Origin of the sequence: Pseudomonas eutrophicaquae (assembly GCF_023544715.1) — a bacterium.
GTDB lineage: Bacteria > Pseudomonadota > Gammaproteobacteria > Pseudomonadales > Pseudomonadaceae > Geopseudomonas.
This window is the reverse complement of record NZ_JAMJEZ010000004.1, coordinates 1-21,821: the sequence shown is the minus strand read 5'-3', so window position 1 is coordinate 21,821 and position 21,821 is coordinate 1. Positions and strand designations below refer to the sequence as shown.

21 protein-coding genes and 1 pseudogene are annotated in these 21,821 nt (G+C 65.7%); 18 read left to right on the top strand and 4 right to left on the bottom strand.

Annotation, left to right across the window (positions count from 1 at the left end):
- Nucleotides 1-19 precede the first annotated feature (19 nt).
- Nucleotides 20-1,039 carry a UDP-N-acetylmuramate dehydrogenase gene (murB, locus tag MXC11_RS02750; RefSeq protein WP_250004945.1) on the top strand — a complete coding sequence of 340 codons (1,020 nt, stop codon included), beginning with the start codon at nt 20-22 and terminating at the stop codon, nt 1,037-1,039.
- 128 nt (nt 1,040-1,167) lie between these two features.
- Here the strand turns inward: murB and rne are convergent, their stop codons facing one another.
- Nucleotides 1,168-4,371, bottom strand: a complete 3,204-nt coding sequence (gene rne / locus MXC11_RS02745) for a ribonuclease E (protein WP_250004942.1) — start codon at nt 4,369-4,371, stop codon at nt 1,168-1,170.
- Nucleotides 4,372-4,915: 544 nt separating this feature from the next.
- Here rne and rluC point away from each other — a divergent pair.
- From rluC to MXC11_RS02730, 3 genes are read left to right on the top strand one after another with little or no spacing between them, the layout of a single operon-like run.
- Nucleotides 4,916-5,869: a 23S rRNA pseudouridine(955/2504/2580) synthase RluC gene (gene rluC / locus MXC11_RS02740; RefSeq protein ID WP_250004939.1), complete on the top strand. Its 954-nt coding sequence runs from the start codon at nt 4,916-4,918 to the stop codon at nt 5,867-5,869.
- Nucleotides 5,862-6,527 (top strand): HAD-IA family hydrolase, encoded by a 666-nt coding sequence (locus tag MXC11_RS02735; RefSeq protein WP_250004937.1) that lies wholly within the window; start codon nt 5,862-5,864, stop codon nt 6,525-6,527. The genes rluC and MXC11_RS02735 overlap by 8 nt, the downstream gene beginning before the upstream one ends.
- Before the next feature lie 21 nt (nt 6,528-6,548).
- The gene (locus MXC11_RS02730) at nt 6,549-7,541 is read left to right on the top strand and encodes a S49 family peptidase (RefSeq protein ID WP_250004933.1); all 993 of its coding nucleotides are present in this window, start codon (nt 6,549-6,551) and stop codon (nt 7,539-7,541) included.
- 3 nt (nt 7,542-7,544) lie between these two features.
- Here the strand turns inward: MXC11_RS02730 and MXC11_RS02725 are convergent, their stop codons facing one another.
- Nucleotides 7,545-8,126, bottom strand: a complete 582-nt coding sequence (locus tag MXC11_RS02725) for a Maf family protein (RefSeq protein WP_250004931.1) — start codon at nt 8,124-8,126, stop codon at nt 7,545-7,547.
- Between the two features lie 107 nt (nt 8,127-8,233).
- Between MXC11_RS02725 and MXC11_RS02720 the strand changes: the two genes are divergently transcribed.
- From MXC11_RS02720 to MXC11_RS02665, 12 genes are all read left to right on the top strand, one after another.
- Nucleotides 8,234-8,764 carry a YceD family protein gene (locus MXC11_RS02720; RefSeq protein WP_250004928.1) on the top strand — a complete coding sequence of 177 codons (531 nt, stop codon included), beginning with the start codon at nt 8,234-8,236 and terminating at the stop codon, nt 8,762-8,764.
- Nucleotides 8,765-8,776: 12 nt separating this feature from the next.
- Nucleotides 8,777-8,959: a 50S ribosomal protein L32 gene (gene rpmF / locus MXC11_RS02715; protein WP_250004925.1), complete on the top strand. Its 183-nt coding sequence runs from the start codon at nt 8,777-8,779 to the stop codon at nt 8,957-8,959.
- A 3-nt stretch (nt 8,960-8,962) separates the two neighbouring features.
- A complete protein-coding gene (gene plsX, locus MXC11_RS02710; RefSeq protein ID WP_250004922.1) occupies nt 8,963-9,973 on the top strand; it encodes a phosphate acyltransferase PlsX in 1,011 nt (336 codons plus the stop codon).
- Between the two features lie 96 nt (nt 9,974-10,069).
- Nucleotides 10,070-11,008 carry an ACP S-malonyltransferase gene (gene fabD / locus MXC11_RS02705; RefSeq protein ID WP_250004920.1) on the top strand — a complete coding sequence of 313 codons (939 nt, stop codon included), beginning with the start codon at nt 10,070-10,072 and terminating at the stop codon, nt 11,006-11,008.
- 18 nt (nt 11,009-11,026) lie between these two features.
- Nucleotides 11,027-11,767: a 3-oxoacyl-ACP reductase FabG gene (fabG, locus tag MXC11_RS02700; protein WP_250004917.1), complete on the top strand. Its 741-nt coding sequence runs from the start codon at nt 11,027-11,029 to the stop codon at nt 11,765-11,767.
- Nucleotides 11,768-11,952: 185 nt separating this feature from the next.
- Nucleotides 11,953-12,192 carry an acyl carrier protein gene (acpP, locus tag MXC11_RS02695; protein WP_090348699.1) on the top strand — a complete coding sequence of 80 codons (240 nt, stop codon included), beginning with the start codon at nt 11,953-11,955 and terminating at the stop codon, nt 12,190-12,192.
- 124 nt (nt 12,193-12,316) lie between these two features.
- Entirely contained in the window at nt 12,317-13,561 is a 1,245-nt protein-coding gene (fabF, locus tag MXC11_RS02690; protein ID WP_250004901.1) for a beta-ketoacyl-ACP synthase II, read from the top strand.
- The gene (pabC, locus tag MXC11_RS02685) at nt 13,561-14,382 is read left to right on the top strand and encodes an aminodeoxychorismate lyase (protein ID WP_250004899.1); all 822 of its coding nucleotides are present in this window, start codon (nt 13,561-13,563) and stop codon (nt 14,380-14,382) included. Before fabF ends, pabC begins: the two co-directional genes overlap by 1 nt.
- Complete coding sequence (mltG, locus tag MXC11_RS02680; RefSeq protein ID WP_250004897.1) at nt 14,379-15,434, top strand: endolytic transglycosylase MltG; 1,056 nt, start codon at nt 14,379-14,381, stop codon at nt 15,432-15,434. The genes pabC and mltG overlap by 4 nt, the downstream gene beginning before the upstream one ends.
- On the top strand, nt 15,431-16,063 hold the full coding sequence (tmk, locus tag MXC11_RS02675) for a dTMP kinase (protein WP_250004894.1): 633 nt from the start codon (nt 15,431-15,433) through the stop codon (nt 16,061-16,063). Before mltG ends, tmk begins: the two co-directional genes overlap by 4 nt.
- Nucleotides 16,056-17,042 (top strand): DNA polymerase III subunit delta', encoded by a 987-nt coding sequence (locus tag MXC11_RS02670; protein WP_250004891.1) that lies wholly within the window; start codon nt 16,056-16,058, stop codon nt 17,040-17,042. Before tmk ends, MXC11_RS02670 begins: the two co-directional genes overlap by 8 nt.
- Before the next feature lie 62 nt (nt 17,043-17,104).
- Nucleotides 17,105-17,887: a TatD family hydrolase gene (locus MXC11_RS02665; RefSeq protein ID WP_250005247.1), complete on the top strand. Its 783-nt coding sequence runs from the start codon at nt 17,105-17,107 to the stop codon at nt 17,885-17,887.
- Nucleotides 17,888-17,950: 63 nt separating this feature from the next.
- Here MXC11_RS02665 and MXC11_RS02660 read toward each other — a convergent pair whose 3' ends face one another.
- Nucleotides 17,951-19,075 (bottom strand): aminotransferase class V-fold PLP-dependent enzyme, encoded by a 1,125-nt coding sequence (locus MXC11_RS02660; RefSeq protein ID WP_250004889.1) that lies wholly within the window; start codon nt 19,073-19,075, stop codon nt 17,951-17,953.
- 105 nt (nt 19,076-19,180) lie between these two features.
- Here MXC11_RS02660 and MXC11_RS02655 point away from each other — a divergent pair, with 105 nt between their 5' ends.
- On the top strand, nt 19,181-19,714 hold the full coding sequence (locus MXC11_RS02655) for a DUF1285 domain-containing protein (RefSeq protein WP_250005244.1): 534 nt from the start codon (nt 19,181-19,183) through the stop codon (nt 19,712-19,714).
- A gap of 41 nt (nt 19,715-19,755) precedes the next feature.
- Here MXC11_RS02655 and MXC11_RS02650 read toward each other — a convergent pair whose 3' ends face one another.
- Complete coding sequence (locus MXC11_RS02650; RefSeq protein ID WP_250004885.1) at nt 19,756-21,420, bottom strand: electron transfer flavoprotein-ubiquinone oxidoreductase; 1,665 nt, start codon at nt 21,418-21,420, stop codon at nt 19,756-19,758.
- A 294-nt stretch (nt 21,421-21,714) separates the two neighbouring features.
- On the opposite strand from MXC11_RS02650, the pseudogene MXC11_RS02645 reads away from it, so the two are divergent.
- Nucleotides 21,715-21,821, top strand: a pseudogene (locus tag MXC11_RS02645) (electron transfer flavoprotein subunit beta/FixA family protein); the annotation flags it as partial.

Genomic DNA, 21,821 nt, shown 5'->3' with positions numbered 1-21,821 from the left:
GCTGGTGTCGGGAGAGCCCATGACGCTGATCATTCACGAGCACTATCCGCTCAAGGCCTGCAACACCTTCGGGGTGGCCGCCACGGCGCGCTGGTTCGCCGAGGCTCATGATGAGTGTGAGGTGCGCGAGGCCCTGAGCGCCGCTGCGGCGCGCGGCGCTGAACTGCTGCCACTGGGCGGGGGCAGCAACCTGCTGCTGACTGGCGATCTGGATGCCTTCGTGCTGCGTCTGGCCAGTCGTGGCCGGCGCCTGCTCGGTGAGCAGGACGGTCAGGTGCTGGTCGAGGCCGAGGCGGGCGAGCCCTGGCATCCCTTTGTGCTCTGGACGCTGGAGCAGGGGCTGTGTGGCCTGGAGAACCTCAGCCTGATTCCCGGCACCGTGGGTGCGGCGCCGATGCAAAACATCGGTGCTTATGGCGTCGAGCTCAAGGATGTCCTGCACAGCCTGCTGGCGCTGGATCGCCAGTCGGGCCAGCTGTGTGAATTCAGCGCGGCGGAATGCGGCTTTGCCTACCGCGACAGCCGCTTCAAGCGTGAGGCGGGACGCTGGCTGATCCTGCGGGTGCGCTTTGCCCTGAGCCGTCGCGCGGCGCTGCAGCTCGACTACGGTCCGCTGCGCCAGCGTCTGCAGGCCTTGGGGATCGAGCAGCCGAGTGTGCAGGATGTGAGCCGGGTGGTCTGCGCCATTCGCGCGGAGAAATTGCCGGATCCGCAGGTGCTCGGTAATGCCGGCAGCTTCTTCAAGAACCCGCTGGTCAGCGCCGCCAAGGCTGAGGCGCTGCGGGCGCAGTGGCCGGGGCTGGTCAGTTATCCGGCTGCTGAGGGGCAGGTCAAACTGGCGGCCGGCTGGCTGATCGAGCAGGCCGGCTGGAAGGGCTATCGCCGGGGTGATGCCGGGGTGCATGTCCAGCAGGCGCTGGTGCTGGTCAATTACGGCAAGGCCACCGGCCGTGAGCTGTTGCAGTTGGCGCAGCGCATTCAGGCTGACATCTACGCGCGTTTTGGGGTGGAGCTGGAGATCGAACCGCTGGTGCGTTGAAGTCGCGGCGCGCGGGTTGCCGGCCAGCCTGAGCGAGGCGCGGATGCTGCGCCTGTAGCTATCCATGCGTTACAGACAAAAAAGGGGGATGCCCGGTGTGGGCATCCCCCTTTTACATGGCGCGGGCCTCAGGCCTGCGGGCGCGGAGTCGACGTCTCGTCCGGCTCGGTCGCGCTGGCCGGCGCAGCCTCTGCCTGATCGGCAGGGGCTGTAGCTTGCTCACTCGACTCGATGCTGGCTGTGGCGATTTTCGCCTCGTCAGCAGCTTCTGTCGGCTCGGCTGCCGTCACGGCTGCCTCGGGCTCGGGCTCAGCCACCGGCGCGACTTCAGCCGCTTCGGCCTGCGGTTCGACAGCCGCGGGCGTCTCGGCGACGACCGGCGCAACCTCAACCGCCTCAGCAGGCGCTTCGACGGCGGTGCTCGGTTCAGTGCTGGCCGGTGCTACCTCGGCAGCCTCGGTAACGCTGGCCGCGGCTTGCGCCACGCTATCGGCGGCGTCCTGAGGCACATCCGCGGCGGTGCTGCTGAGCGCGGCGTCTGCAGCGTCTGCGGCGACGGGCAGGGCCTCGGCGGGTGCGCTGGCAACTACCGGGGCTTCGGCCGGCTGCGCGGCAGCGGCTTCACGGGCCTTGCGCTCAGCTTCGCGGCGGCGACGGCGCTCGCGTGGATCGTTGGGCGCGCGGCTGCCGGTGCTGCTGGCGGCATCCTCGGTAGCGTCGGTGGTGCTCGGGGTTTCGGCGGTATCGCTGGCAGCGGCAACAATCACCTCGGCGTCCGGCGTATCAACAGCCGGTGCCTCGGTGGCGCTGCTGGCCGCGACCACGGCCTCGGTAGCGCTATCGGTTGCATTCTGCGCCACGGGCAGCTCGCCAGTGGCGTGCTCGGCAACGCTCACCGCTACGCTGGCCGCGCCAGCGACGGTAACGCCAGCAACCGGCAGGGCACCCTCTTCAGCGGTGTAGGGCTCGATACCGGCCTCACGCTGACGCTCACGGCGGTTGCTACGACGACGCTGGCCGCGCGGGCGGCGACGTGGACGCTCGCCATCCTCGTCCTGCAGCTCATCCTGCTCGATCTCGCTGTCCGGCAACTCGCTCTCAGCAGCTTCTGCGGCCTCACTGCGGCGCGGACGCTCGTTGCGGGGGCGACGGCTGCGCTCTTCACGGCGGCCTTCCTGCTCGGCAGGAGTCTCGCGGGTCGCGACAGGCTCGCTGCCGGTCTCGATCAGGGCATCGCTTTCCTGCGGCTCGCGGGGCAGGCGCTCTTCGCGCGGTGCGCGCTCTTCACGGGCCGGGCGCTCCTCGCGCGGTGCGCGCTCTTCACGGGCCGGGCGCTCCTCGCGCGGTGCGCGTTCTTCACGGGCTGGGCGCTCTTCGCGCGGGGCACGCTCCTCACGGGGCTTGCGTTCTTCACGCGGTTTACGCTCCTCGCGCGGTTTGCGCTCGGCACGCTCACCCCGCTCCGGGCGGTCACTGCGCTCTGTGCGCTCGCCACGCTCAGTGTCACGGCGACGATTCTGCTGGCGACCGCTGCGACGCTCCTCGCTGCGCGGTGCGCGCTCGGTCTCGCTCGGGCTGCTGACCGGGGCTTGCGGGGCGGGTTCGTCCTTGCCGGCGAACAGGCTGATCAGCGAACGGATCAGCCCTTTGAACAGGCTGGGCTCCTGAGCCGGGGCAGTCACCGGTGCTGCAGCCGGTGCCACGGGCTGCGGCTCGGCCACGGTCTGCGGAACCGGGCGTTCCGGGGCCACGGTCTTGACCGCGGCTTCCTGGCGGACCAGGGTGCGGGTGGCGGCCGGCGGCGCGACATCCTCGACCTCGGCGGGGGTCATCTCGTAGCTGGACTGGCCGGCGAGCACTTCGGGGCTGTCGTCGCGCAGGCGCTGGACTTCAAAGTGCGGGGTTTCCAGGTGGTCGTTGGGCAGGATCATGATCCGCGCCCGGGTACGCAGCTCGATCTTGGTGATGCTGTTGCGCTTCTCGTTGAGCAGGAAGGCAGCCACCGGGATCGGTACCTGGGCACGCACTTCGGCGGTGCGGTCCTTGAGGGCTTCTTCCTCGATCAGGCGCAGGATCGCCAGCGACAGGGATTCCACATCGCGGATGATGCCCTGGCCGTTGCAGCGCGGGCAGACCACGCCACTGGTTTCGCCGAGCGAGGGACGCAGGCGCTGGCGGGACATTTCCAGGAGACCAAAGCGCGAGATGCGCCCGACCTGTACGCGGGCGCGGTCGGCTTCCAGGCACTCGCGCATGCGGTCTTCCACGGCGCGCTGGTTCTTCGCCGGGGTCATGTCGATGAAGTCGATGACGATCAGGCCGCCGATGTCACGCAGGCGCAGCTGGCGGGCGATTTCCTCGGCCGCTTCCAGGTTGGTCTGCAGCGCAGTTTCCTCGATGTCGCCGCCCTTGGTGGCGCGCGCCGAGTTGATGTCGATGGAGACCAGTGCTTCGGTCGGATCGATGACGATCGAGCCGCCGGAGGGCAGGCGCACTTCGCGCTGGAAGGCGGTTTCGATCTGGCTCTCGATCTGGAAGCGGTTGAACAGCGGCACGCTGTCCTGATACAGCTTGATCTTGCTGGCGTACTGCGGCATGACCTGCTGGATGAAGCTCAGGGCTTCTTCCTGGGCCTCGACGCTGTCGATCAGCACCTCGCCAATGTCCTGGCGCAGGTAGTCGCGGATCGCGCGGATGATGACGTTGGATTCCTGATAGATCAGGAACGGCGCATGGCGGCCTTCGGAGGCTTCCTTGATCGCGGTCCACAGCTGCAGCAGGTAGTCGAGGTCCCACTGCAATTCTTCGCTGGAGCGGCCAAGGCCTGCGGTACGCACGATCAGGCCCATGTCGCCCGGGACATCCAGGCCATTGAGGGCTTCGCGCAGCTCGTTGCGCTCCTCACCCTCGATACGCCGCGAGATGCCACCGGCCCGCGGGTTGTTGGGCATCAGCACCAGGTAGCGACCGGCCAGGCTGATGAAGGTGGTCAGTGCGGCGCCCTTGTTGCCACGCTCTTCCTTCTCGACCTGGACGATGACTTCCTGACCCTCGCGCAGCACGTCCTTGATGTTGACGCGCCCTTCCGGGGTCTTGGAGAAGTATTCGCGGGAGATTTCCTTGAGCGGCAGGAAGCCATGACGTTCGGCGCCGAAGTCGACAAAGGCCGCTTCCAGGCTGGGTTCGACGCGGGTGATGCGGCCTTTGTAGATGTTGGCCTTCTTCTGCTGGCGGGCGCCAGATTCGATATCAAGGTCGAACAGGCGTTGGCCATCGACCAGTGCAACACGCAACTCTTCGGGCTGAGTCGCGTTGATCAGCATTCTTTTCATGTAGTACCCGTGGTTTCCGGGCTGCCGGAAACGGCACTTGGCACACACGACTCTCGTGGTCGGTGTCAGGTGCGCCGGGTGCCCCCTGAGGGTGGCTCCCCTGTCAAGCGCGGCAGGCTCTGGCCCGGGCGCGACTGGCGTCTCCTGCGAACTGTGGTGACAGAAGCACTCGTTCAGGAGGAGGAATCAAACAATGCTGCGGACGATCGGGGCGTCGGGTAAAGGCGAGTGCTACGCAGCGGGTGTTTGTACATCTCCACCCTGCACAGGTTCCCTGAGAATCGGGTGCCGCAGCAGAATCCGCAGCGGGTTTTCAATCGAGTACAGCGCGGTGCGCTGTACGCCATGTGTCTCAAGGCTGAAGTTTCCGAATCATCGGCACAATGCGCTGGGATGACCCGTCGGACGGCCTAGCGTCCGTGAATGTGTGTCCGGCGGCGGGTGCAAGGACCTGCCAAGGCACGGAAAGCCGCTTTTGACGGCGGCCGGAATATAGCAGCAATCACTAGCTGCTTCAATTCAGGGAAAATTGTATGATCCGCCCATGACAACTCCCACCCAGATCTCCACCGGCGTCCAGCTGCTTGAAGTGCAGCCGGAACTGGCCGGACAACGCATTGACAATTTCCTGCGCACCCAGCTCAAGGGCGTCCCCAAGACCCTCATCTACCGCATCCTGCGCAAGGGTGAGGTGCGGGTGAACAAGGGGCGCATCAAGCCGGACTACAAGCTGCAGGCTGGCGACGTGGTGCGTGTGCCGCCACTGCGCGTGGCCGAGCGCGATGAGCCTGAACCACTGGCCCAGGGGCTGCTGCAGCGCCTGGAAGAGGCCATCGTGTATGAAGACAAGGCGCTGATCGTGCTCAACAAGCCGGCTGGCATTGCCGTGCATGGCGGCAGTGGCCTCAGCTACGGGGTGATCGAGGCGTTTCGTCAGCTGCGCCCCGAGGCGAAGGACATCGAGCTGGTGCACCGCCTGGATCGCGATACCTCGGGTCTTTTGATGATTGCCAAAAAACGCAGCATGCTGCGCCACCTGCATGAGGCGCTGCGCGGTGATGGCGTGGACAAACGCTACCTGGCGCTGGTGCGTGGCAGCTGGCCGACCTCGAAAAAACAGGTCAATGCGCCGCTATTGAAGAACACCCTGCGCTCGGGCGAGCGGATGGTCGAAGTCGATGCTGAAGGCAAGGATGCGCTGACCGAGTTCCGGGTGGTGCGCCGCTTTGGCGAATTCGCCACCCTGGTCGAGGCCAGTCCGATCACCGGGCGGACCCATCAGATCCGCGTGCATGCCAAGCACGCCGGGCACCCGATTGCCGGCGACAGCAAGTACGGCGATGACGACTTTACCCGCGAGATTCGCGAGCTGGGCGGCAAGCGCCTGTTCCTGCATGCCCACCGCCTGCGCATTCGCTTGCCGGAAGGCGGGGAGCTGGCGCTCGAAGCGCCGGTCGATGCGCAGTGGGCGGGTACGCTGGAGCGCCTGGATGCCTGATTACGCGCTGCTGGTGTTTGACTGGGACGGCACGCTGGTCGATTCAATCGCACGTATTGTCGAGTCGGTGCGCCGCGCCGCAGAGCAGTGCGCTCTGGTGCAGCGTGATGAGGCGCGTATTCGCGGCATCATCGGTCTTGGGCTGCCTGAGGCAATTGCCAGTCTTTACCCTGATGTCGAGGATCCTCAGCTGCTGGAGCGCTTTCGCACCGTCTACAGCGAGCATTATCTGCAGCTGGAGCGCGAGCCCTCGCCGCTATTCGAGGGGGTTGAGGAGGATCTGCAGGCCTTTCGGGCGCAGGGCTATCGTCTGGCGGTCGCCACCGGCAAGAGTCGGCGTGGGCTGGATCGGGTGCTGGCCGGGCGTGGCTGGCAGCAGTTTTTTGATGTCACCCGCTGTGCCGATGAGACAGCCAGTAAGCCGGACCCGCGCATGCTGGAGGAGATTCTCGCGCATTGCGGCCTGCGTGCTGGGCAGGCATTGATGGTGGGCGATTCCCCCTTTGATCTGCAGATGGCGCAACGGGCCGGCATGTCATCCGTGGCGGTGGGGTATGGGGCGCAGCCCCTGTCGGTGCTGGAGCGCTGTGCGCCGGTGCTGGCGATCGAACATTTCAGTGAGTTACGCCGCTGGCTGGATGCCCGGCGCGCGGTATAGCGAATGCGGGGGTGAACAGACATGCAGGATGAGTGGAAGGCACCGGTCGAGGCGCTAGAGCGTACAGGTGGTCATGAGGTGCGTAGCTGGCAGCTGATGGAGCAGGCGCTGCTGGCGGGCGTCATCGAGCAGCGTCGCAAGCGCCGCTGGGGGATCTTCTTCAAGCTGCTGGGCTTTGCCTACCTGCTGGCCGTGCTGTTCTCGTTCTCGCCCTGGACGGGGCTGGCCGAGACGGCCAGTCACGGTCCCCACACGGCGCTGATTGATGTGCGTGGGGTGATTGCCGATGAGGAGCGCGCCAGTGCGGATAATCTGATCGGCAGTCTGCGAGCGGCATTTGCCGACGACAATACCCGCGCCGTGCTGCTGCGCATCAATAGTCCGGGTGGCAGTCCCGTGCAATCGGGGTATGTGTATGACGAAATTCGTCGCCTGCAGGCGCGACATCCACAGACCAAGGTGTATGCCGTGATCAGTGATCTGGGCGCTTCGGGGGCGTATTACATTGCCAGCGCTGCCGATGCGATCTACGCCGACAAGGCGAGCCTGGTCGGGTCGATTGGGGTGACCGCCTCGGGGTTCGGTTTTGTGGAGGCCATACAGCGGCTGGGGATTGAGCGACGTGTCTATACCGCGGGTGAGCACAAGGGCTTTCTGGATCCCTTCCTGCCCCAGCAGGATGCCCAGACGCGCTTCTGGGGTGAGGTGCTGGAAACGACCCATCGCCAGTTCATTGCCAGCGTCAAGGAAGGGCGCGGCGAGCGCCTGAAGGATACCGATAATCCAGAGCTGTTTTCCGGGCTGGTCTGGTCGGGTGAGCAGGCGCTGGCGCTGGGTTTGATCGATGGTCTGGGCAGCGCCAGTCATGTGGCGCGTGAGGTGATCGGCGAGGCAAAGATCGTCGATTTCACCCAGAAGGAGTCGCCAATCGATCGTTTCGCCAAGAAGATTGGCGCAGGCGTCAGCCAGCAGCTGATGCTGTGGATGGGGCTGCAGGGGCCGACGCTGCGCTGAATCTCAGGGAATGCTTGCACCGGCCTCCAGTAGCATGTCCACCAGGCGGATCAGTGGCAGGCCGATCAGGCTGGTGGCGTCCTCGCCTTCGGTGGCGCGAAACAGGCAGACGCCGAGACCCTCTGACTTGAAGCTGCCGGCACAGTCATAGGGCTGTTCGGCGTGCAGATAACGACTGATCTGCGCCTCGTCGAGCGCGCGAAAATGCACGGTGAATGGCACGCGTGCCACGCGTGCCTGACCGCTGGCGCTGTCGAACAGGCACAGGCCGGTGTGGAAGATCACGCTGGAGCCGCTGGCGGCGCGTAGCTGGGCCTGGGCGTTGGTGAAGTCATGCGGCTTGCCGAGGATCTGTCCGCCGGGCAGGCTGGCGGCCTGATCCGAGCCGATGATCAGGTGCTTGGGGTAGCGGGTGCTGAGGGCGCGAGCCTTGGACTCGGCCAGGCGACAGACCAGCGCCTCGACTGATTCACCGGCCAGTGGCGTCTCGTCGATGTCTGGCGAGGCGCAGGTAAAGGGCAGGCGCAGCCGCTCGAGCAGATGGCGCCGATAGGGCGAGCTGGAGGCCAGAACCAGAGGTTGCATGTCGGTTTCCTCGTGATGGGCCGGCAATTCTAAGGGGCCTGACCGTGCGCTGCACGGCGGGAAATTTCTTTGACAGTTAATAGGGGTGTCCCTAGAATGGCGCGCTTATGTTGAAAGGGCCGATTCCACCGCACATCGATCCGCGAAAACTTGCCGATCGCGCCACTACCCTTGAGGGTGAGTGGCCGCTTGCGCAGTTCTCGAGGCTCTGCGAGCAGTTGGTCAGCGATGCCGGCAGCGTTCGGGCTCACCTAGAGTTCGGGCGTGACGAGCAGGGGCTGATCGTCATGCGCGGCAACCTCGACGTGGAGGTGCAGATGGTCTGTCAGCGTTGTCTGGAGCCTGCGCTCCTGCCGGTACACAGCGAATTTGTTTATGCCGTGCTCCGCGAGGGTCGCAGTACTGACAACCTGCCCAAAGGCTACGATGCACTGGAGCTTGGAGAGGATCCTCTCGACCTGATCGAACTGGTCGAAGATGAACTGCTTCTGGCGCTGCCCATCGTGCCGGCCCATGACCCAGACCAATGCCAGCATCCTTCGGGCTATGCGGCAGCACCAGAACCGAGCGTCGAAGAGGTTCCGCGGTCCAACCCCTTCGGCGTACTGGCGCAGTTGAAACGTGACCCGAACGTTTAGGAGTTAATCACCATGGCTGTTCAGCAGAACAAAAAGTCTCGTTCCGCCCGCGACATGCGCCGTTCCCATGACGCGCTCACTGCCAACGCGCTGTCCGTCGAAAAGAGCACCGGCGAAGTCCACCTGCGCCACCACGTGAGCCCGGACGGCTTCTACCGTGGCCGCAAGGTGATCGACAAGGGCGCTGACGAGTAATCCTTGTCTGCCCCGGTCATCGCTGTCGATACAATGGGTGGGGACTTCGGTCCCCGCTGCATTGTTCAGGCCTGTATTGAGAGCCTGACAGAATTTCCCCTGCTGCGACTGATTCTCGTTGGTCCGCACGATCTGCTCGCTGCACTTCTGGCTGAGCACCCCCACGCTGATCTGCAAAGACTTCACCTGCACGCGGCCAGCGAGATCGTCACCATGGACGACCGCCCCTCGCGCATGTTGCGCAGTCTGCCGGATTCCTCCATGCGCCAGGCGCTCGAGCGCGTGCGCTGCGGCGAAGCGCATGCCTGCCTGAGTGCCGGTAATACCGGTGCCCTGATGGCGCTCTCCTGTCATGTCTTGAAGACCCTGCCCGGTATCGATCGTCCGGCAATGGTCACGGCCATTCCCACGCTGCAGGGGCATGCGCTGCTGCTGGATCTGGGCGCCAATCTCGACTGCCCCCCCCAGGCGCTCAGCCAGTTTGCCGTGATGGGCAGCGTGCTGGCCGAGCTGCAGGGCCTGACGCGGCCGCGGGTGGCACTGCTCAATGTGGGTCTTGAGACCATCAAGGGTAATCAGCAGGTACGCGAAACAGCTGAGCTGCTGCGCCAGATGCCAGATATTCACTATGTCGGCTTCGTCGAGGGCGACGGTCTGTACCGTGGCGAGGCGGATGTGGTCGTCTGTGACGGCTTTGTCGGCAATGTGGTGCTCAAGGCCAGCGAAGGGCTGGCAGCGATGATCGCGCTGCGGCTGAAGGCGCAGTTTTCCCAGGGGCTGCGCGGCCGGCTGGCCGGCTGGCTGGCGCTCCCGCTGCTGCGCCGGTTGCAGGGTGAGCTGCGCCCGGCGCGCTACAATGGCGCCAGTCTGCTGGGGCTTCGGGGCATCGTGGTAAAAAGTCACGGCAGTGCGGGGGTCGAAGGCCTGCGCAGTGCCATCCGGCGCACACTGTGGGAGATTGACGAGAATCTGCCGCAGCGTCTGGGCGAGCGCCTTGGGCAGCGCCTGGCATGATCAGTCGCCAGGTATTCATCGCGCCTCGTCAGTCACCTCCACCGGGCATGCCATCTGTGCATGCCTGACGTACACGCATACAAGGAATCGGCCTTTATGTCTTCTTCCCTTGCTTTCGTTTTTCCCGGTCAGGGCTCTCAAGCGGTCGGCATGCTCGCCGAGCTGGGCGAGCAGCACGCCATCATCCGCGATACCTTCGCCGAGGCCTCGCAGGCGCTGGGCTACGACCTCTGGACGCTGACCCAGCAGGGCCCGGCTGAGGCGCTCAATCAGACCGATCGCACCCAGCCGGCCATTCTCACCGCTTCCATTGCGCTTTGGCGTCTGTGGCAGACTGAAAGCGCTGTGCGGCCGGCATTCGTGGCCGGCCATAGCCTGGGTGAGTACTCGGCGCTGGTGGCTGCCGGCAGCCTGGGCTTTGCCGATGCCGTGCGTCTGGTCGAGCGGCGTGGTCAGCTGATGCAGCAGGCGGTACCGGCCGGGCAGGGCGGCATGGCGGCGATCCTTGGGCTTGAGGATGAGGTGGTACGCGCCGCCTGCGCTGAGGCCGAGCAGGGCGAGGTGGTCAGTGCCGTCAACTTCAATGCCCCGGGCCAGGTGGTGATCGCAGGGGCGGCGGTGGCGGTCGAGCGGGCCATCGAGGCCTGCAAGGCGCGTGGTGCCAAGCGGGCCATGGCGCTGCCGGTCAGCGTGCCATCCCACTGTGCGCTGATGCGCCCGGCGGCCGAGCGCTTTGCCGAGTCGCTGGCGGCGGTGGCCTGGCAGGCCCCCCAGATCGCGCTGGTGCAGAACACCAGTGCGGCTGTGCCGGCGGATCTTGAGGTGCTGCGCAGCGATCTGCTGCAGCAGCTCTACAGCCCGGTACGCTGGGTCGAATCCATCGCCTTCCTGGCGGCGCAGGGCGTGACCGAGCTGGTCGAATGCGGTCCGGGCAAGGTGCTGTCCGGGCTCAACAAGCGCTGCGCCAAGGGCGTCAACGCCCACAATCTGGATACCCCCGATGCCTTCGCCGCCGCACGCGCGGTGCTGGGCTGATCTTCAGGAGAATTACCCATGAGTCTGCAAGGTAAAGTCGCTCTCGTCACCGGTGCCACCCGCGGCATCGGTCAGGCCATCGCGCTGGAGCTGGGGCGTCAGGGGGCTATCGTGATCGGTACGGCGACCTCGCCGGCCGGTGCCGAGCGCATCGCCGACTACCTCAAGGAGCACGGCATCCAGGGGGCCGGTCTGGTGCTGGATGTGGCCAGCGATGAGTCGGTCGCCCAGACCCTCGAGCACATCCAGCAGCACCTCGGCCAGCCGACCATCCTGATCAATAATGCCGGGATCACTCGCGACAACCTGATGCTGCGCATGAAGGACAGCGAGTGGAATGAGGTGATCAACACCAACCTGACCAGCATCTACCGCCTGTCCAAGGCCCTGCTCAAGGGCATGACCAAGGCGCGCTGGGGGCGGATCATCAACATCAGTTCGGTGGTTGGCTCGATGGGTAACGCCGGTCAGGCCAACTACGCCGCGGCTAAGGCGGGCGTTGAGGGCTTCAGCCGTGCGCTGGCCCGCGAGGTCGGTTCGCGCAACATCACCGTCAATGCGGTCGCGCCGGGCTTCATCGATACCGATATGACCCGCGAACTGCCGCAGGCCCAGCGTGACGCGCTGCTGACCCAGATCCCGCTGGGGCGTCTGGGGCAGGCCGAGGAGATCGCCAGCGTGGTGGCCTTCCTGGCTGGTGAGGGTGGAGCCTATGTGACCGGCGCCACCATTCCGGTCAACGGCGGCATGTACATGTAAGATGGCGGCGGGGCTGGCACACGCTCTGCCCCGCGGTTTTTGCGCATTTTCCCGGCAGGTGGCGTGCAGACTGGCGCAAGGTCGAAGACTCGCCAGAGGGGGTTGCGCTTGAAAACCCGAAAACCCTTTCTATACACTACGCGCCACCAGCTACATGGGATTCTCCATAGGAGTGAGAACACGATATGAGCACCATCGAAGAACGCGTCAAGAAAATCGTCGCCGAGCAACTGGGCGTCAAAGAAGAAGAAGTCACCAACAGCGCTTCCTTCGTTGAAGACCTGGGCGCGGACTCCCTGGACACCGTCGAGCTGGTGATGGCCCTCGAAGAAGAATTCGAGACCGAAATCCCGGACGAACAGGCCGAGAAGATCACCACCGTTCAGGAAGCCATCGATTACATCAATGCTCACGGTCAGCAGTAAGTAATCGTCGGTTTCGACAGTAAAAGCCGCACGTCCGTGACAAGACGTGCGGCTTTTCTTTGCAGCACAGGAAGGCGCCGCTGCCGGCGCATCCATCGCAGTGAAACAACAAGAGGAGAGCGCTGTGTCGCGTAGACGCGTTGTGGTCACCGGTCTTGGCATGGTGTCGCCCCTGGGGCCGGATGTGGCTTCCAGCTGGCAGGGCATTCTGGCCGGCCGCAGTGGTATCGGCCCCATCGAGCATATGGATGTATCGGCCTTCGCTACTCGCTTTGGCGGTTCGGTGCAGGGGTTCAATGTCGAGGAGTATCTCCCCGCCAAGGAAGCCCGCAAGATGGATCTCTTCATCCAGTACGGCTTGGCGGCCAGTTTCCAGGCGCTGCGTGACTCGGGCATCGAGGTCAATGACAGCAACCGCGAGCGTATCGGTGTGGCGATGGGTTCGGGGATCGGTGGTCTGACCAACATCGAGAACAATGCCCGCTCACTGTTCGACCAGGGGCCGCGGCGCATTTCGCCGTTCTTTGTCCCCGGCTCGATCATCAACATGATTTCCGGCTTCCTGTCGATCCACCTGGGCGCACAGGGGCCGAACTATGCCATCACCACCGCCTGCACCACCGGCACCCACAGCATCGGCATGGCCGCACGCAACATCGCCTATGGCGAGGCGGACGTGATGATTGCCGGTGGCTCGGAAATGGCCACCTGCGGGCTGGGCCTGGGCGGCTTTGGTGCCGCGCGCGCCCTGTCGACCCGCAATGACGAGCCGACCCGTGCCAGCCGCCCGTGGGACTGTGACCGTGATGGCTTCGTGCTCTCCGATGGTGCCGGCGCGCTGGTGCTGGAGGAGCTTGAACACGCCCGTGGCCGTGGCGCGCAGATCTATGCCGAGCTGGTCGGTTTTGGCATGAGCGGTGATGCCTACCACATGACCGCTCCACCGGAAAATGGCGATGGCGCCGCGCGCTGCATGATCAATGCCCTGCGCGATGCCGGCCTCAATCCCGAGCAGGTGCAATACATCAATGCCCACGGCACCTCGACGCCGGCCGGCGATGTGGCCGAGGCGTCAGCGCTCAAGCGGGTGTTTGGCGAGCACGCCTACCGTCTGGCGGTCAGTTCGACCAAGTCGATGACCGGCCACCTGCTCGGCGCCGCCGGTGCGGTGGAAGCGATCTTCAGCATCCTCGCGCTGCGCGATCAGGTCGCTCCGCCGACCATCAACCTCGATAACCCGAGCGAGGGTTGCGACCTCAACTTCGTGCCTCACCAGGCCCAAGCCCTGCCGATCGACGTGGCGGTTTCCAACTCCTTCGGCTTTGGTGGCACCAACGGCACCCTGGTGCTGCGTCGCTTCACCGGCTGATGCTGAGCTGGATCGATGGCCGGCCGGCCCAGCAGGTGCCGCTGACCGACCGGGGGCTGGCTTACGGCGATGGGCTGTTCGAGACCATCGCCGTGCGTGCCGGGCGCATGCCGCTGCTGGCGCGGCATCTGGCGCGCTTGTGCGAGGGTTGTGCGCGCCTGGCGCTGCCGCTGGAGCGCCCGCTGATCGAGGATGAGCTGCAGCGCTTTGCCCGTGAGCTGGGGCAGGGCGTTGTCAAGCTGATCCTTACCCGGGGTGACGGCCTGCGCGGTTACGGTGCGCCGCAGCCCACCCACCCCCGGCGCATCCTGACCGGCAACCCGCCACCTGCCTATCCACCGGCTCATCGCCAGCAGGGGATTACCCTGTATCCCTGCCAGACCCGTCTGGCGCACCAGCCAAGGCTCGCCGGCCTCAAGCACCTCAATCGCCTCGAGCAGGTACTGGCGCGTAGCGAGTGGCAGGACAGCCGCTACGCCGAGGGGCTGATGCGTGACATGCGCGGCCGGGTGATCGAAGGGGTATTCAGTAACCTGTTTCTGGTGCGTGCGGGGGTATTGCTGACCGCTGACCTGCGTCGCTGCGGTGTTGCCGGTACCCTGCGCGCTGAGCTGCTGGTGCGTGCAGCCGCGGCGGGCATCGCGGTACAGGTGCGCGATTTGTCCCTGCAGGATCTGCGCTGCGCCGATGAGGTGTTCATGTGCAACAGCCTCTACGGGATCTGGCCGGTCATCGCCTGGCAGGCGCAGCGCTGGGAGGTCGGTCCCCTGACCCGTACACTGCAAACCCTGATTGCTGACCTGCTGGATGAGCCTGCGTGAAACGAATCCTGATCGCCCTGTTGCTGGGCACTGTGCTGTCGACGGGGCTGGCGCTGCTGCTGGCCAGCTGGCGTCTGCAGGTCGCGCTGGAGCAGCCGCTGGTGCTCGAGCAGGAGCGCCTGCTGGAGGTGCCGGCGGGTGCGGCGCCGGGGCGCTTGCTGAACACGCTGGAAGAGCAGGGCGTGCTGGATCAGGCCCTGTGGCTGCGTCTGTACTGGCGCTTTGCCCTGGACAGCCCGGCGCTGCATACCGGCGAATACCGCCTGAGCCCCGGGCTGCGGGCCACGGATCTGCTCTCCTTGTGGCAGCGTGGCGAGGTGGTGCAGTACAGCCTCACCCTTATCGAGGGCTGGAACTTTCGTCAGCTCCGCGCTGCGCTGGAGGCTGAGCCGCGCCTTGAGCAGACCCTGAGTGGGCTGGATGATGCCGCACTGATGGCGCGGCTAGGCCTTGAGGGTGAGCACCCGGAGGGGCGCTTCTTCCCGGATACTTACCGCTTTGCGCCCGGCATGCGCGATATCGACCTGCTGCAGCTGGCCCGTGAGCGACTCGATCAGGTGCTGGAGGATGAATGGGCGCAGCGCGTCGAGGGCTTGCCGTATCGCACGCCCTACGAGGCGCTGATCATGGCCTCGCTGATCGAGAAGGAAACCGGGGTCGCCTACGAGCGGGCGCAGATTGCCGGCGTGTTTCTGCGCCGGCTGCGTCTTGGCATGCTGCTGCAGACTGATCCGGCGGTGATCTACGGCATGGGCGAGCGCTTCCAGGGCAAGCTGACCCGCGCGGACCTGCGCACCCCCACGCCCTACAACACCTACACCAACCCGGGCCTGCCACCGACGCCGATTGCCTTGGTGGGCCGTGAGGCAATCCATGCGGCCCTGAATCCCGCCGACGGCGATACGCTGTACTTTGTGGCACGTGGCGATGGCTCCCATGTGTTTTCACGGACCTTGGATGAGCACAACCGAGCGGTGCGGGCCTACCAGCTCAAGCGCCGCGCCGACTATCGCTCCAGCCCGCCACCCTCCGTACAGGAAGCCGCACGATGAGTGGTCTGTTCATCACCCTTGAAGGCCCGGAAGGGGCCGGCAAGAGTACCAATCGTGATTATCTGGCCGAGCGCCTGCGCAGCGCAGGCTGCGAGCTGCTGTTGACCCGCGAGCCGGGCGGCACCCCGCTGGCAGAGCGGATCCGTGAACTGCTGCTGGCCCCCAGCGGCGAGCCGATGGCGCTCGATACCGAGCTGCTGCTGGTATTTGCGGCGCGGGCCCAGCATCTGGAGCAGGTGATTCGCCCGGCGCTGGCGGCCGGCAAGATCGTTCTGTGTGATCGCTTTACGGATGCGACCTACGCCTATCAGGGCGGTGGGCGCGGGGTGGCGCTGGAGCGCATCGCGCTGCTCGAGCAATTCGTGCAGGGGGATCTGCGCCCGGATCTGACCCTGGTGTTCGATCTGCCGGTCGAGATCGGCCTGGCGCGAGCGGCGGCCCGCGGTCGTCTGGATCGCTTCGAACAGGAGGCACAGAGCTTCTTCGAGGCGGTGCGCCAGGCCTATCTGCAGCGCGCGGCAGCGGCGCCCGCGCGTTATCGCTGCCTGGACGCGGCCCAGCCACTGGCGGCGGTGCAGGCGCAGCTCGATGCGCTATTGCCGGAGCTGCTGGAGCGCTGGCGTGGCTGAACCGTTGCCGTCCTGGCTGGAGCCCTTGTGGCAGTCGCTGGTGCGGCGCCGCCAGCATGCCCACGCTTATCTGCTGCAGGGGGTGCCGGGGATCGGCAAGCGCGAGCTGGCCAATCGCCTGGGTGCCTGGTTGCTGTGCAGTGCGGCGCAGCCTGAAGGCGCCTGCGGGCAGTGCAAGTCCTGCCTGCTGCTGCAGGCTGGCAGTCACCCGGATGTCTTTGAGGTGTATCCCGAGGAGCCTGACAAGCCGATCCGCGTCGATCAGGTGCGTGAGCTGGTCGACTTTATTACCCGCACTGCCCAGCTGGGTGGGCGCAAGCTGGTGCAGCTGGCGCCGGCGGAGGCGATGAACCTCAATGCGGCTAATGCGCTGCTGAAAAGCCTCGAGGAGCCCTCGGGCGATACTGTGATGCTGCTGGTCAGCCACCAGCCCAGCCGGCTTCTGCCGACCATCCGCAGTCGCTGTCAGGCACTCAGTTGCCCGCCGCCGTCGATGGCGCAGGCGCTGGACTGGCTGCAGGTGCATCTGCCCGAGGCGGATGAAGCTCAGCGCCGGCAATTGCTGGCGCTGGCCGGTGGCGCGCCGCTGCGGGCGCTGGAGCTGCAGGCGGCGGGGGTGATCGAGCAGCGCCTGCAGGTCGAGGAGGACATCAAGCGCCTGCTCAAACAGCAGGCCGCACCCAGTGAGCTGGCCGAGCGCTGGAAGGCCATACCGCTGACTTTGCTGTTCGAATGGTTCTGCCAGTGGTCGCTGCAGGTGCTGCGCGTGCAACTGGCTGGCAGCCAGGCGGCGCTCGAGGATGGCATGGCCAAGGTCATCGGCTATCTGGCCGAGCGTGCGGCGCTGGCCGAGCTGCTGGCCCTGCAGGACTGGCTGCTGGCCGAGCGGCAGAAGCTGCTCGGCAAGGCCAATCTCAACCCGACCCTGCTGCTGGAAGCACTGCTGGTGCGATGGGCAAGCCTTCTGCCACCGCGCTAAAATCGCCGCCCGCCGTCTGCCGGCGCTCTCCATCCGTTTCCTGCCAGGGTATTGCCTCGATGATGCTTGTAGATTCCCACTGCCACCTCGACCGCCTCGATCTGACCGCCTATCAGGGCAATCTCGATGCGGCGCTGGAGGGCGCGCGTCAGCGGGGAGTCGGCCGTTTCCTGTGCATCGGCATCAGCGCCGATAACGCGGCCGCCGTGCGTGAGCTGGCGCACCGGCATGCCGATGTGTATTGCTCGGTGGGCGTGCATCCGCTGGATGTCGCGCCGGACGATGCGCCGCTACTCGACTGGCTGCTGCAGGCGCTGGATGATCCGCGGGTAGTGGCCATCGGCGAGACCGGGCTGGACTATCACTACCAGAGCGCTGAAGCCTGCGGCGCGCTGCAGCAGGAGAGCTTTCGCCTGCATCTGGAGGCCTCGCGCCAGACCGGCAAGCCGGTGATCGTGCACACCCGTGAGGCGCGCGCCGACACCCTGGCCCTGCTGCGCGAGGCCGATCTGCCCCAGGCCGGGGTGCTGCACTGCTTTACCGAGGACTGGGCGATGGCCCGTGCGGCGCTGGATCTGGGCTATTACATCTCGCTGTCGGGCATCGTCACCTTCCGCAATGCCGAACAGCTGCGCGAGGTGGCGCGCCAGGTGCCGGCCGATCGCCTGCTGATCGAAACCGACTCGCCCTACCTGGCGCCGGTGCCCCATCGCGGACGGCCGAACCTGCCTGAATACGTGCGCGATGTGGCGGGGTTCCTCGCCCAGCTGCGCGGTGTGTCGCTGGAGACGCTCGCCGAGCAGACCACCGCCAACTTCCAGCGCCTGTTCCCGCTGGCGGTCTGAGTCGGGGCAGCCGCCAGCCTTGCAACAGGGCGGCGGCGGCCCTCCGCGCGGGCAGAGTGTGAGTCAGCCGTTATGCAGCAGGCGCAGGGTGTTCTCCAGCACCGACTCCGGAGTGTAAAAATGTGGCGACAGGCGAATACCGCCGCCGCGCAGCGCGCACACCACCTGATGGGCGCGCAGGTGCTCGAACAGCGCGTTCATGTCATGCCCGTCGAGGGTGAAGGTCAGAATGCCTGCCCGCCGCTCCGGCTGAATCGGGCTGAGCAGCTGCACACCGGGCAGTTGGGCCAGTCCGGCCTGCAGATGGGCGATGCGCGTCTCGATCTGCGCGGCCACCTGTGCCATGCCCACCTCTTCCAGCAGCGACAGGCTGGCCTCCAGTGCCATCGCACCGAGCATGTTCGGGCTGCCGCACTCAAAGCGCCGGGCGCTGTGGGCCGGCTGCCAGTCGCGGCGGTCATACTGGCCAACCGCCTCGCACATGTGCCAGCCGTACTCATGCAGCGCCAGCTGCTCACGCAGATCCGCCCGGCAGTAGAATACCCCCAGCCCCTCCGGGCCGAGCAGCCACTTGTGTCCGTCGGCCATGGCAAAGGCGCAATCGCTGGCCTGCACATCGAAGGGCTGCGCACCCAGTTGCTGGATGGCGTCGATGCAGAACAGCACGCCGCGCTGGCGACAGCCCCGCCCGAGCCGCGCCAGATCCAGACGCAGGCCGCTGGCGTACTGCACCGCACTGATCGATAGCAGGCGGGTGCGCGCCGTGCAGGCGGCCAGCAGGGCCGCTTCGGGATCCGTGCCTTGCAGGTTCACCTCGCGTACCTCGACGCCACGGGGCGCCAGTGCCTCCCAGACGATGCGGTTGGAGGGAAACTCCTCGTCGCTGATCACCACCTGATCGCCCGGCCGCCAGTCGAGGCCGAACGCCACAAAGGAGAGCGCCTCGGAGGTGTTCTTGACCAGCGCGATGTCCTCCGTGGAGGGGGCGTTGAGCAGGCGAGCCAGACGCTGACGCAGGCGGGCTTCGACCTTGAGCCACTCTGGGTAGTCACGGGCACCAAGCTGCATGTTCTCGGCGGCGAAGGCCTGCACCGCCGCACAGGCCCGCCGGGGCCAGGGGGCTACTGCCGCGTGGTTGAGGTAGAGCAGGCCAGCCTGCTGGGGAAATTCGTCATACCACGGGTTCATCGCGGTCCTCCGCTCAGCGAGTCTTTACGGCATCATAGCCTGCGCGGCGCTGAGTGAGGGGCGCAGGCCTTGAGGGGGAGCATCGGGATGAGTGAAGACAAGCGCATGTTGCAGCAGCTGGCCGGACAAGCCTCTAGCGCGGGTGCGGCCGACTGGAATCCGCCATTTTGCGGTGACATCGATATGCAGATTCGCCGCGATGGGCGCTGGTGGTATCAGGGAACGCCGATCGAGCGCCCGGCCCTGGTGCGCCTGTTTGCCAGCGTGCTGCGCCGCGAGGGTGAGGGCTACTTTCTGGTCACGCCGGTGGAGAAGGTCGGTATACGTGTCGAGGATGCCCCCTTTGTGGCGATCGATCTGCAGGTCAGTGGCGAGGGGGAGGCGCAATGCCTGTACTTCACCACGCAGGTCGAGGACCGGGTGATGGCCGGCCCCGAGCATCCGCTGCGCTTTGTCGAGGATGCGCAGACCGGCGAGCCATCGCCCTATGTGCTGATCCGCGAGGGGCTGGAGGCCCTGATTCACCGCAACCTGTTTTACCAGCTGGTCGAGCTGGCGGTGCTGCGGGCCGTGGCGGGGCGCGACTGGTATGGGGTGTGGAGCGGCGGGCAGTTCTTCCCGATCAGCGCCGCTGACTGAGGCGAAAACAACAAGGGCGCCCAAAGGCGCCCTTGAAGGTCTTACATGTTGGGGTAGTTCGGCCCGCCGCTGCCTTCTGGCGCGACCCAGGTGATGTTCTGCGCCGGATCCTTGATGTCGCAGGTCTTGCAGTGCACGCAGTTCTGCGCGTTGATCTGGAAGCGCTGCTCGCCATTCTCTTGCGTGACGATTTCATAGACCCCGGCCGGGCAGTAGCGCTGCGCGGGCTCGTCGTAGAGTGGCAGGTTGCGGGCCAGCGGGATGCTGGCGTCGCGCAGCTTCAGGTGGCAGGGCTGCTCCTCTTCGTGGTTGGTGTTGGAGAGGAACACCGAGGAGAGCTTGTCGAAGCTCAGCTTGCCATCCGGTTTGGGGTAAGCGATCTTCGCGCAGGCCGAAGCCGGCTTCAGGCAGGCATGGTCGGGCGTGGTATCGCGCAGGGTGAACGGCAGCTTGCCGCCGAACAGGTTCTGATCGATGAAGTTGAACGCGCCGCCCAAGAGGGTGCCGAACTTGTGGATCGCCGGGCCAAAGTTGCGGCTGCGCTGCAGTTCGTCATACAGCCAGCTGGCCTCGAAGGCCTGCACGTAATTGTTCAGCTCGTCACCGCCCTCGCGACCGGCCGCCAGCGCCTCGACGATGGCCTCGGCGGCCAGCATCCCGGATTTCATCGCCGTGTGGCTACCCTTGATCTTGGCGAAGTTCAGGGTGCCGGCATCGCAGCCGATCAGCGCGCCACCAGGGAAGACCATCTTCGGCAGCGAGTTGAGGCCACCCTTGCAGATCGCACGTGCGCCATAGGCGATGCGCTTGCCGCCTTCCAGGTACTGGGCGATGGTCGGGTGATGTTTGTAGCGCTGGAATTCGTCGAACGGCGAGAGGTGCGGGTTGCTGTAGGACAGATCGACGATCAGCCCCACCACCACCTGATTGTCTTCCAAGTGATAAAGGAAGGAGCCACCGGTGTTGTCCTTGCCGGTGATGTCCAGCGGCCAGCCCGCGGTGTGCACCACCAGACCCGGCTGATGGCGGCCCGGCTCGACTTCCCAGAGCTCCTTGATGCCGATGCCGTAATGCTGGGGGTCGCCATCGCGATCGAGCTTGAAGCGCTGGATCAGCTGCTTGCCGATATGCCCGCGGCAGCCCTCGGCGAACAGGGTGTACTTGGCGCGCAGCTCCATGCCCGGGGTGTAGAGGCCATCTTTGGGCTGACCTTCGCGATTTACGCCCAGATCACCGGTGATGATCCCGCGCACCACGCCGGCTTCATCGATCAGTGCCTCCTGCGCGGCGAAGCCCGGGTAGATCTCGACGCCCAGGTTCTCGGCCTGTTGGGCCAGCCAGCGGCACAGGTTGCCCAGCGAGATGATGTAGTTGCCCTCGTTATGCATGGTCTTGGGCACCAGGGCATCGGGCAGACGCTGCGCCGACTCGGCGTTTTTCAGCAGGTAGATGTCATCGCGCGTCACCGGCGTGTTGAGCGGCGCGCCGAGGGTTTTCCAGTCCGGGAACAGTTCATTGAGGGCGCGCGGCTCGAACACCGCACCCGAGAGAATGTGCGCACCGACTTCGGAGCCTTTTTCGACCACACAGACGCTGAGCTCCTGATCACGCTCGGCGGCTTTCTGTTTCAGTCGGCACGCGGCAGACAGGCCGGCCGGGCCGGCTCCGACGATGACCACGTCGAATTCCATGTATTCGCGTTCCACACACTCTCTCCTGTTCAGGATGATTCGGTCTGCATTCGGGGCGGCCAGACGAGGGCCGCAGGGCGCAGGCGGGGCGTCCGGCGCAGGGCAGGACAGCTGACAAGACGCGCATTTTACGGCTTCGCCGCCGCGCAGTGGAAGGTTTGTCGTATTGACCGGGTAGGGTGATGGCGGCAACATACTGCTCCTTTTGCGGGTCGCGACTGCCCGCCCGCCTGCAACGGGCCGGGTGCCGTCCTGTCAGGCTCTGCCTGACGCTGGCCTGATCAACTCAGCGGAGAACACGGGGAATCCATGAAGATTCTGGTAGCTGTCAAACGAGTGGTCGATTACAACGTCAAGGTCCGCGTCAAGGCGGATCAGTCCGGCGTGGATCTGGCCAACGTCAAGATGTCGATGAA

Coding starts and splice junctions, on each gene's coding strand:
- MXC11_RS02660 (WP_250004889.1), bottom strand. CDS start 19,075: ATGAACCCGTGGTATGACGAATTTCCCCAGCAGGCTGGCCTGCTCTAC.
- rpmF (WP_250004925.1), top strand. CDS start 8,777: ATGGCTGTTCAGCAGAACAAAAAGTCTCGTTCCGCCCGCGACATGCGC.
- rne (WP_250004942.1), bottom strand. CDS start 4,371: ATGAAAAGAATGCTGATCAACGCGACTCAGCCCGAAGAGTTGCGTGTT.
- murB (WP_250004945.1), top strand. CDS start 20: ATGACGCTGATCATTCACGAGCACTATCCGCTCAAGGCCTGCAACACC.
- fabG (WP_250004917.1), top strand. CDS start 11,027: ATGAGTCTGCAAGGTAAAGTCGCTCTCGTCACCGGTGCCACCCGCGGC.
- MXC11_RS02725 (WP_250004931.1), bottom strand. CDS start 8,126: ATGCAACCTCTGGTTCTGGCCTCCAGCTCGCCCTATCGGCGCCATCTG.
- MXC11_RS02720 (WP_250004928.1), top strand. CDS start 8,234: ATGTTGAAAGGGCCGATTCCACCGCACATCGATCCGCGAAAACTTGCC.
- tmk (WP_250004894.1), top strand. CDS start 15,431: ATGAGTGGTCTGTTCATCACCCTTGAAGGCCCGGAAGGGGCCGGCAAG.
- MXC11_RS02730 (WP_250004933.1), top strand. CDS start 6,549: ATGCAGGATGAGTGGAAGGCACCGGTCGAGGCGCTAGAGCGTACAGGT.
- MXC11_RS02665 (WP_250005247.1), top strand. CDS start 17,105: ATGCTTGTAGATTCCCACTGCCACCTCGACCGCCTCGATCTGACCGCC.
- fabD (WP_250004920.1), top strand. CDS start 10,070: ATGTCTTCTTCCCTTGCTTTCGTTTTTCCCGGTCAGGGCTCTCAAGCG.
- MXC11_RS02655 (WP_250005244.1), top strand. CDS start 19,181: ATGTTGCAGCAGCTGGCCGGACAAGCCTCTAGCGCGGGTGCGGCCGAC.
- pabC (WP_250004899.1), top strand. CDS start 13,561: ATGCTGAGCTGGATCGATGGCCGGCCGGCCCAGCAGGTGCCGCTGACC.
- acpP (WP_090348699.1), top strand. CDS start 11,953: ATGAGCACCATCGAAGAACGCGTCAAGAAAATCGTCGCCGAGCAACTG.
- rluC (WP_250004939.1), top strand. CDS start 4,916: ATGACAACTCCCACCCAGATCTCCACCGGCGTCCAGCTGCTTGAAGTG.
- MXC11_RS02735 (WP_250004937.1), top strand. CDS start 5,862: ATGCCTGATTACGCGCTGCTGGTGTTTGACTGGGACGGCACGCTGGTC.